Source organism: Synechococcus sp. PH41509 (assembly GCF_020514285.1).
GTDB lineage: Bacteria > Cyanobacteriota > Cyanobacteriia > PCC-6307 > Cyanobiaceae > Parasynechococcus.
This window is the reverse complement of record NZ_VTLD01000004.1, coordinates 120392-131048: the sequence shown is the minus strand read 5'-3', so window position 1 is coordinate 131048 and position 10657 is coordinate 120392. Positions and strand designations below refer to the sequence as shown.

At 42.0% G+C, this 10657-nt stretch carries 5 protein-coding genes; 1 reads left to right on the top strand and 4 read right to left on the bottom strand.

Going from position 1 to position 10657, the window contains the following annotated elements; translation table 11 throughout:
* Positions 1 to 3: 3 nt before the first annotated feature.
* Positions 4 to 3546 (top strand): multicopper oxidase domain-containing protein, encoded by a 3543-nt coding sequence (locus tag FZZ88_RS01565; protein ID WP_166016816.1) that lies wholly within the window; start codon positions 4 to 6, stop codon positions 3544 to 3546.
* 63 nt (positions 3547 to 3609) lie between these two features.
* On the opposite strand, the gene FZZ88_RS01560 is transcribed toward FZZ88_RS01565, so the two are convergent.
* The 4 genes from FZZ88_RS01560 to FZZ88_RS01545 all read right to left on the bottom strand — a co-directional run bounded on the left by FZZ88_RS01560 (position 3610) and on the right by FZZ88_RS01545 (position 10619).
* Positions 3610 to 3978: a putative quinol monooxygenase gene (locus tag FZZ88_RS01560; protein ID WP_166016817.1), complete on the bottom strand. Its 369-nt coding sequence runs from the start codon at positions 3976 to 3978 to the stop codon at positions 3610 to 3612.
* Positions 3979 to 4186: 208 nt separating this feature from the next.
* Positions 4187 to 4564: a hypothetical protein gene (locus FZZ88_RS01555; protein ID WP_226426166.1), complete on the bottom strand. Its 378-nt coding sequence runs from the start codon at positions 4562 to 4564 to the stop codon at positions 4187 to 4189.
* A gap of 40 nt (positions 4565 to 4604) precedes the next feature.
* A complete protein-coding gene (locus FZZ88_RS01550; protein WP_166016819.1) occupies positions 4605 to 6152 on the bottom strand; it encodes a GMC family oxidoreductase in 1548 nt (515 codons plus the stop codon).
* Positions 6153 to 6236: 84 nt separating this feature from the next.
* Complete coding sequence (locus FZZ88_RS01545) at positions 6237 to 10619, bottom strand: multicopper oxidase domain-containing protein (RefSeq protein ID WP_166016820.1); 4383 nt, start codon at positions 10617 to 10619, stop codon at positions 6237 to 6239.
* Between the last annotated feature and the right edge of the window lie 38 nt (positions 10620 to 10657).

Here is a 10657-nt window from a genome sequence, read left to right as displayed (position 1 = left end):
GTTTTGGCCAAGCTCAACGACCTGCGTAATGCAAAAACGATCGGTCAGAAGAATTTTGAGAAATGGTCGAGCAATGCAGGGTTAACGGGAGTTGCTCAAGACAGCGCATATTTCAATGTGCTTCCACAGCATCAAAAGGATATCGAGATAGCCAGTGGGTGGCTGGATTGGCAAAATGCAAATATTGAACACGGTCAGGGCAAATATGAAAGAACAAATCAGGATGGAACGTTCTATTCGAGTTGGGGAACAGAGTTTGATGAAGTGAATATTGACTTATCACTGGCATCACACAACAAGATTACGATAGATGGTTTTGGTGAAATAAGAGTCAGAGAAGAATTCTCACAGAGCGTTTATGACAATGAATTCTGGCTTTACAACGGTCAGACGCCAGGGCCTGTCATCATCGCGGATCCAGGAGACACTATAAAAGTAAAATTAACAAACAACCTTGGTATAGATGCGCAAACAAAAGAGTGGAATGGAGTAGTAGATGGTACTAACCTCCATTTGCACGGCTCCCACGTATCACCTCAAGGATATAGTGATAACGTAATGATTAACGTGGGGAATGGTGATAGCAGAGAATATGAATACAAAATTCCAGAAAATCATCCCAGTGGATTGCTTTGGATGCATCCACATCTACATGGTTCAACATCATTATCATTGGCCGGGGGCGCAGCATTACCTGTATTCATCTTGCCAGATTCGGAAGATACAAACAATCTAAGTGGATATGATCCAACAAAAGAAAATATTCACCTATTAAGTTTGCAATCATGGGCGGTTGAACAAAAGATCAATCCCAATGCTGTGCAAGAGAAAGACAACTGGGAAAAAACAAAACAAATGCCCGCAAGGATATTTGATGACAACGGAACTAGCTTTTACAAGTATGCATCTGCACCCTTCAACGGCCACAATACCCAGCCACTAAATCCAAGTAATTCATATGGATCCGCTGTAGCAGCAGAAGCAACAGAGAATCTAATACACACAGTCAATGGGCAATACAATCCAACAATTAAAGCCAATACAGGTGAGTGGGTCACATTTGGCTTTCTGAATTTCTCATTAAATTCCAGTCATGTAATCCAATTGATTCGTGTTGATGATGACGGAAACATAAGCTTAGAATCGCCAAACTTATTGGGTATCGATTCAGACATTTCGCGATGGTCTTCGGAATACGACACCTCTGTGTCAACATTACCGTTGATATCACCGGGTGGAAGAGTAACAATCCAGCATTCCTTTAACAAACCAGGCGATTACTACTTTATTAGCAATGCTAGCGAAGAAGTACTCGGAGATTTAGCGCCTATTACAACAAATAGACACAAAAATTCTAGCGAAACTTATCTTGGATACAACGATGGCTTTCAAATTACACCATCTCAGGTCTTAGCCACAGTAGAAATTACAGGAGAGGCCGTACAAGCTTCTGATCAGCCTGATGCTTGGGACTATCTGGATGGCCAGAGAGACCATGCAATTGGACTCAAGGAGGAAGCTGCAACATCGGGGGTAGCTCGAACAAGAACATTCACTTGGAAGACAAGCGGACCTTTTGAGGAAGAGAGCAGTGGGCCAAAAATAGGGCCTGACGGCGAAGAATATGATGATCCTGGATACAATGAACCAGTAGCTTTTGAAGGGTTATGGAGAATTAACCAACAATATTGGTCAACCAAACCACAGCTGGGTCCAACAATAACAATTGCAATGTTGGACACATTGGAGCGATGGTCACTCGTCAATGGTTCAATATCAGAAAAAAGAGCAGATTGGCCTGAAGGAGCCCCAGTAAACCAGATACAAATAGGGCAATCCCATCCTTTTCATCTGCATCAAAATGAATTCATTGTCGAAACAATTAATGGCCTGAATGTAGGAATTGATCCCAACACACATCAAGTTGGTGATGCATATGTAGGAGATTCAGTAATCGATGTCTTCCAAATGGGACCGGCTTATGCCAAGGGAACTGCAACAACAGAAAATCCGTATGGAACACCAATGATTCTGGATGAGGACGGAAACTATATTGACGGAGAAGGGAAAAATTGGGGATCTACAGTCAATGGAGAAGCTCCTGACGGCTACTACACCAACTCAAAAACCGATATTTTGGTTCGGTTTGAAGACTTCACCGGCTTGTATGTAGATCACTGCCACTTGTTATTCCATGAAGATTCAGGAATGATGGCACCAGTGCTGACCATCCTCAACACCAACGATAGCTGGATCACGAATGGTTCAACAAGTAAGAACAGCGTTGATATATCACTTGGATCGAACCGCGAAAACAAGATTGAATTTAAACCATTTGAGAATTCACGTTCAAAGGGAGTGAACATCGCAAGTGGTGATATCAATGCAGTAAACTTTGTTCCCGGTCCAGAAGCAAGAACAGTTCATGTAACCGATAACATTGAAGATATTGCTGTTATTGAAGCCACGTCTTCAAATAAAGGAAAATTCAAAATCAATATTTTCGATGGTCAGAGTGCGAAAGATTTTTACTCAGAAAAACTCAATGGGAATGATCCCAAACTGGATACACTAGAAAAACTAAAAGAGTGGACAATTAGCGCCGAAGGGAAGGGAAACCGCAAAAACCTAAAATCATCCTTGGCAGTTGGTGATATTAATGGGGATGGTCATGACGACATCATCGTTGGAATTTCAGGCAAGAACTACGATGCCAAAATTCATGTCTTTAGTGGTGAGAATTATGAGGAGCTATATTGCTTAACACCCTTCGATGGTGCAAAAAGCGATGGAATTGATCTTGCAGTAGGAGACATGAACGGTGATAACTTTGCAGATATCATTGTTAGCCAACTAGAGGGTGGGCAAGGAATCGTAGATGGCTTCAACGGAAAGAAACTAACAGATCATTCTGCTATGGGATGCGAAGACGAGAAGCTCTCGAATATGGCTAAACTTTGGGAAAAACCTTCATACTTTAATCCACATGGCAATACTGATAATGCCGTACGCATAGCAATTGGTTATTCACTTCCAGATGAGCAACCAACTGGTGCAAATTATCAATTCAAAGACGAGAGAATGAACCAGACCTACTTGGCAAATCTGTCAACTATGGTGGTCCCTTCCAATTCAAAAGGTAAAGTCTCAGAAATCAAGAATTGGCTACTTAATTCATCGGAAGGTGCTCATGCTGGTCATGGTGGTGATAATCATGATAGTGGTCATAGTATGATGAACATGGGGGATGAAATAACCAATCCAACGAAAAATCCAAAAAACCCAAACAAAAAAGGTAGTGAGTTAATACAGAATGGTGAAAGAATCACGTTGGACAAGAGATATACAAATATAGATTTTCAATATTTTGATATAGACGCAGACAATAGGGGGCAGGGAAGCTTGCTTTTAACCCAAGATGATGGTGACGCTACGCTAATGCACCTAACGAAAGACTCAGAATATCATCAGCTCACGGGTCTGGACGGCACGGACAAGTCATACACTACTTGGACTTTGAACGCAGATTACTTTAGTTGGGCCTAACGTAAATCATAGGAACATACGAAATAAAGATCTGCCCACTAAAGAGTATGAACGCAATGACTGCTAGATTGAAAATCCATTGTTGATGACACAATAAGTGGCTTGCATGCCAAGAGTTTTCATTTCAACCTTCATTTTTTGAATATCATCTTCGCTGGCAACGATAACTAAACTTTCTAATTCCAGCAAAGAGAAGAAATCATCCAGGATATCCTTCACAGTATCAAGATGGACATGAAAAGCCTTGTGATCAACATAGCTTTCTCTTAGGAACAAATGTGTGTCACTAAAAGCAGCAGTGAACAATAGTGTACCTTCCTCGCCATGGCCTCGGGAAATAATTTCATCGGTAATCTTTTTAATAGCATTCATTTGACCATCTTTCACACGGAAAAGAGGGTAGATACTGATAAAAGAGTCGATGCGCTTCATGGAAGGAGAGTAGCTTCTATCACTTTAGGCAAAACATAACGGTAAGCCAATGCATGTGGATATCATAACTAAGTAAAGAGAACGCGTAACAAATAATTAATAGTAGATAAAGAGAATGTTCAAAGGATGCAAAGTAAGCGGAAGTAAAAGCATAAAAAAGTCACCAAAACAATGTGATGGTGACAAAAGGAGTTAAAGAGACCAAAGTTTATCTACAAAAACCTTGGAAAGAAGCCATCTTTACAGGTGATAGGGCACTAAGAGCATTCGACAACTCTTCAGTCGGGAAACCATAAGCGACAACTTTGACAGGAGTCAAGAGACCCATAAAATCTGAACCAAACAAGTCTCCGAAGGCCTTCATATGGAGAAGAGCCTGAGCGGAGTTGGAGTAACGCTCATACACATGAACTTCGTCATGAGCAGAGTTAACACTGAACTCAAAGTTAGTGGTATCAGGCTCATTGGACTGAAAATACTCAGTCATCTTGGCGGCAAGAGCAGAGATTTGCTCGAATGAATCAGGCTTACAGGAACAGGTGATTGTCCAGGAAACCCACGTGTTGGAATCGGAGATGAGAGTCATGAGAAAAATAAATAATTAAGGGAGAAGAAGGGAATGGGGATCAGTGACCAGCCCTAATCAGGTCAACAAGTCTTTCAGCTATTGCATAACAGGTAAGCATAGGATTGCGAGATACATGGTCGGGAATGATTGAGCAATCAACGACTCTTAAGGAGGTGCACTCATGAACTTTCAGATATTGATCAACAACAGCGTGATTATCAGTGGCGGGGCCCATTTTACAAGTACCAACCGCATGCCATATTGTGGCAGAACGATCAGTAATATATTGCTCGATAAACCGAGTGTCGTTAATCATATCCTCTGTTAAAACTGCTACTCCTTCAGAAATATCCTTGAGCGCGCCCGAAGTAAGCAACTCATAACCTCGTCGAACACCGTCAACCATCTTCCGCATGTCTTCAGCGTGAGAATTCAAACGATGGTCAATGCGGGGTTGCTGATTCGGATCAGAAGATTGAAGGGTGACGCGCCCGCGTGATTCAGGACGATTGATCACAATGCCAGTACCAAACATCAACCCTCGGGTTGGATCTGCACCTGGAAAACGCTCAGCACCCAGTTTTCCAAGGCAATAGATTTGCATATCATTAATATGACTGCTGCCGGGGGCGGTGTAATGAATAACCATTTGGACGTCATCATCCGTCTCATTCACAATGCCGGGTTTTGGATAAGCAGCGACAACCGCTAATGAGTGGTCGATCAGATTACTGCCAACACCCTGTAAATTATTGACGCACTTAATGTTCAATCGCTGCATATCGTCAATTGGACCAACACCAGAACGCAGAAGAATCGAAGGAGAATTAATGGTGCCAGCGCTGAGAATCACTTCTCCGCCAAATAGGCTTTCAACAGAATTATCCGAATTAACAACCTCAACGCCAATGGCATCTTTACCAGAGAATAGAACTTTATTGACCATCGTCCGATCCTTGATCGTCAGATTCGGACGGGATTGAGCATCCAAAAGGTAAGCAATAGAGCTGGAAACACGCAGTGAACCATCTCCTGCACGATTCATGGGGATGGGCCCTACACCGTCATAACCATTTGGGTGATTGTGATCTGGCACCCAGGCATAACCATCAGCCATAGCTGATTCCTTAAACGCACCAACTACTGGGGAATACTGATCAGGCCTAAAACGTTGGATAGGTATCTTGCCGGAACTACCGTGATAAGAAGCATACCCAAAATCAATATCATTCTCGATTCGTTTGTACATGGGCAAGATATCTTCCCAGTCCCAGCCAGTGTTACCAGCTGCGGCCCATGCTCTGAAATCCTGCGGAAGACCACGCAGAGAAATCACACCATTAACAGCAGAGCAACCGCCACTCACCTTGCCCCGTGCATAGGGAAAATCTCGCCCTGGGGTTACCTGCGTGATGTAATGCCAGTCGTGATCTTCAACAGAAACCGCACGGGAATCCAAAAGATCACGAGGAGTTTCTTCAATGGAGGGGAAGTGAGGACCAGCCTCAAGAAGCAAAACTTTTGTATTTTCGTCTTCAGTTAGGCGGGCAGCAATGACAGCACCAGCTGTTCCAGCACCGACAATTATATAATCAAAAGCAGACATGAAGAGACAAGGCGAATCTATAATTAAACGTTAGCCATGGCGCTAAATCAGTCAAACAAGAATGAAGATTTATTTTAGAATGAATCAGAAGAAGCCGGTGTCTGAAATCGGCGAACCGCTCAAAGACGTCAGCACCTCGTCTCTGTATTCTGTAAAAATAGAATTGGCATCCTTCCAATTATTGACTTGTCCGGATTCAAGGACAAAATCGGATAATTTATTAAAAGAAGAAGAAGAATCATTGGCAAGCAAACCCTGGCCAAAGTTACCGTCGACGACCGCATTGGTGCCCCACTGTGTTTGCGACCATGTGCTTGCAGCGGCTAATAAGCCAACCCGGTAGGTGTCGCGACCGCTTGTAGAACGCAAAATAGCCAGTGGCAAATCATACTTAGACAATCCATTATTCACGGCAGACGCCCAAGTTGATAGTTCCTTGGAATTAGGACTTCTATCGTAAAGAGTATTGAAGACCTTATTTGAAATAGCATCGGAAGACAACTCATCAAGCTTGCCTCCAAAGAAAGATTCAACTTGCTCTGAATAATTAACAAGAATTTTAATGACCAGCTCTTGGGATGTTAGTTTGGAGCCTTGATTGGCAACAGAAAGCTTTGCAAGATCACTTGGCTTAATCATTGTATTCGTATAAGCTTGATAGGCCAGTTGAGCAAGATTGACTCTTTCATCAACATCATCTGCAGAATATGAAAAACTCAGATCCGGTAATGATGGATCTTTTTTTGACCGTTTAATGCCAGTCAAGTCGTCTGAATTTACACGATCAATGCCTTTAAGATTAATATACAAATCCTGTGTGCTGTTGTATATATCCTCTGAACTGGATGGATTACCAATATGATATTCGCCGTCAGAAGCCCCTTGGCTGAAAATCAAATAATCATCCATAATCAAAGAGCCATTTGCAAGAGCACCGGCAAAAGTAGGAGTAGCTGAAGATAAACCAGGTTCGATACTTTGATGATTCGTTAAGCTCAGCTTGAAGGAACCTCCAATATGATCAACACCATTTAGAGATGGGCTGTACATCTGATGGCCCTGATGATCACCATGATCGTTATCAGAGCTCATTCCATGCCCACTCATAGGAGTGTCATCTGAGTCTGTTGTACCAGTAGCAATAAAATGTCCAGAATTGAGCTGAAAAGTCAAAACATGACTATTACCTGCTTCTGATTCAGCGGTGACAATTAAGTTTTCAATTGCCGATTGCGAATAACTATTGAAACCGGATGTTATTGATAGTGATTCAAGATCATCGAAGCACGATGACTGATATTCAATGTCAGACAGGATGTCTGTATCAGGTAAATAACCTCCTTCAAATTGGCCAGTCTGATTCAATAAAGAAACAGAAGAACCATCGAGGATTCGAATTCTCAAAGTTCCATCATCAACATAAGCAAAAGCATAATCATCAAAATTATCTAAATTAAAATCTCCAACACCAACAGCAGTTGAAGAGCTTTTAAGCTTAAGAGATCTTGCATTATCTACTTTTTCCCAAGGGCGATAACTATAAAGATTTAACCAATCAAAGTCAGTGTCCTGTGCTTGCCAACCAGTCAATTCCAAATCTGAAAGTTTAACTCTCTTATGACCATTAGGGGATTTAATAAACCCAGCGGTAACAAGATCTCTCTTTCCATCACCCGTAAAATCGCTATTAAAAGCCCAAGGAGCAACAGTTGAATTCTCATAGGGTGTGAAATTAGAAAGTAAAACAGCTTCCTGATCATTTTGCAAAGAAGCACCGTCATAGATATGAACACGACCTGAAGATCTAGTCTGACCGCTATACGACAAGATAATATCTTGAACAAAGTCGCTAGAAATGTCTCCCACCTGAGCTCTCGCCACATTCTTTCTCAATACTTGCCTTAAAGGCAGCACCACTTCTTCTAGAGAGTCAGCTTCACGTAGAACCAGACCCTGTTTGTTGAGGCGAAAGGACTCAGCAGGCACAAGCCAGCTGGAATCAGTATTTTCAATAACCGAAACAACCTGCATCATGCCAGCATCTTCATGCTCTAGCAAATGGCAATGATGAACAAAAGTACCGAGAAAATCCTGAAATAACATCCTAATTGTTGTGTCATTATAACCAGTTGTTTTCACACCGGATGAAGTTGACGGATCCAGAGCTTCGTCAATTGGCACAAAATCACCTACAAGAGGGTCTTTTTTGTGAGTTACGCCATCCGCATCCACATAATGGTATCCGGATGAATTGAGCTGAGTAACATCTTCAAGGCTTCGCTTGTTCGGCAACTCATTATCACTCTGCTTGACCTGATAATCATTAACATGAATATGAAAAGGATGGGATGTAAAGTAACCGCCCTTGTTCGCATCGATACCGCCCCAATTCCAGTTTCGTAATGACCACTCTTCCATTGTGCCAAGCTGAGCGATGATCAATGGCCCGTTTGGAAAGACATGATCATTAATCAAATCAGGGTTCACATAACCAAGCCATGGAATATCACCACTGGGAATATACTTATACTTAGTAACAGCATTATCAGTATTCGCACGAGCAGCAATAGCCTTCTGAGTTGGAATATCCCATTGGTCTTCGGGACCGACTAATGATAAAATTTGGTAATTTAACTGACGCTTACGTGTAGGATTCCATCCCTCTTCAAAGAGATTTACGCTGGGAATAGCATCGGGTGAATAGTCTTCACTGCTGGTTAGTGGCGTAATCTTCTGAACATTGATTTGTTGATTGACCTCCTCAATGTAGTCATCCAGAGTCTGACTATCAAGAAAAGGAGAATCACCACTAACATTAAAGGTAGCTATTGCTCCTGGGCCTGAATTAGGATCAGAAAAATCTGTATTTTCAGTAGAAAGTTCGGCATATTTATCAGGTTGCCAGCGCAAATTGTTAATATCAAACTCCTGGCCATTTTTGCCTTCAAAGGTGTAGGTACTGATCAACTCTGATTTGCCTGCAGGAAGATTCACAAGCAAATCAATTCTCTTTCCAGAAGGCAACGAGATCAGATTGGATGCTTGTTCGTATGAGTTTGAATCATTAGAAAAACCTAATACACCTTGTTTGACTGATTGAATCTGAGGATAAGTGTGACCATCCTCACCATACATATAAAGTGGCAAAATAACCCAAGAGCCATTACTTTGCTGATGACGTATTGCTAAATTCATGTAATAGTTATTGTCTTGATTGCTAAAACTAAATGACTGCCAGCCGCCAGCATTCATATTTACTTCTGGTTGATATTCACCATTAATCGTAAACATGCTTGCACGATTAGCAGCAAGGCCTTCAGTGCCTAGGATATTGCCGTTGACTGAAGCTAATTCATAATTTCCTGAATCCTTATCGATACCAACTTGCATCGTTTTGATGACGCCTAAGTTTCTTGGTACGTCTTTAAATGCAGGGATTAGGCTCAGGGGATCTCCAACTTGCATGAACCCTGAAAGACCACCATAAACTTGTGTGTTTACAGCCGGGTGATAATGGGGGTGATACCAGTAAGAACCAACACCGTGATCATCTGGAATATCGATGATTGTTGTCCAATCTTGCCCAGTTGTGTATCGACTAACGACATTGTCGCCGAATCCAGATGGAACAACATGACCACCATGCATATGGAAGTTGGTGCTGTCCATGCCACCGGCCATTGCACCACCATTGAGGCCATAGGAATTATTCTCAACCATGGAAGCCATTTGGGCTTGCTTTCCAGTAAGGCCGGCAATACTGATGTTGTTATCAAATTCCAGTTCTAAGGTTTCACCAGGTTTCATCATTAAGACAGGACCTGGATAGGATGTCCCTTTGCCCTCTAAACCATAGGTATAAAGCATTGAAGGATACCAAAGAGGAGCTGTGTCCTCAGAGGCACCACTCATTGATGCTAAATTCTTGAGCAGTGCATTGGAATCAAAGTCAGATAAAATAGTATCAATACCTCTATCGTTATTCCATAGATCCTCAGGATAATAGTTATCCTTGTTCAATACTGCCGTATGAAGATCGCTACCAACTACGGATGTTTCCGCCCATTCACCGGTTTGATTTGCGGCTTGATCAAAACCGTAACCTCTATACCCTATATAACCAAGAGCCTCTAGCAATTGGTTATTAGAATAAACCCCCCATCCTCCTTTACCTGTAGAGACGGAGGAAGTAATAGATGTTAGATATTGATTAAAGATGCTATTTTCATCCTCTTTGTTGATCAGTTGAGGGATCAGCCAATCACCAACAAACTTGCTGACATTTTTAATCTGAACCGGATCTGTTGTAATTTCTAATGTAGCCTTAAGCGTGCCGTTATTTGTTCCATTTTCACTAACGAAATAGCCATTATTATCCTGCCCTAAAGTATATCCTGATGAAAGGAAGACGTTTGGTGCTCCATCTTTGTCAACGGGATAGAGAGAGCCAATACGGAACTGATTCACAATCAAAAACCACCGTGACACTATCGATATTAGCCATG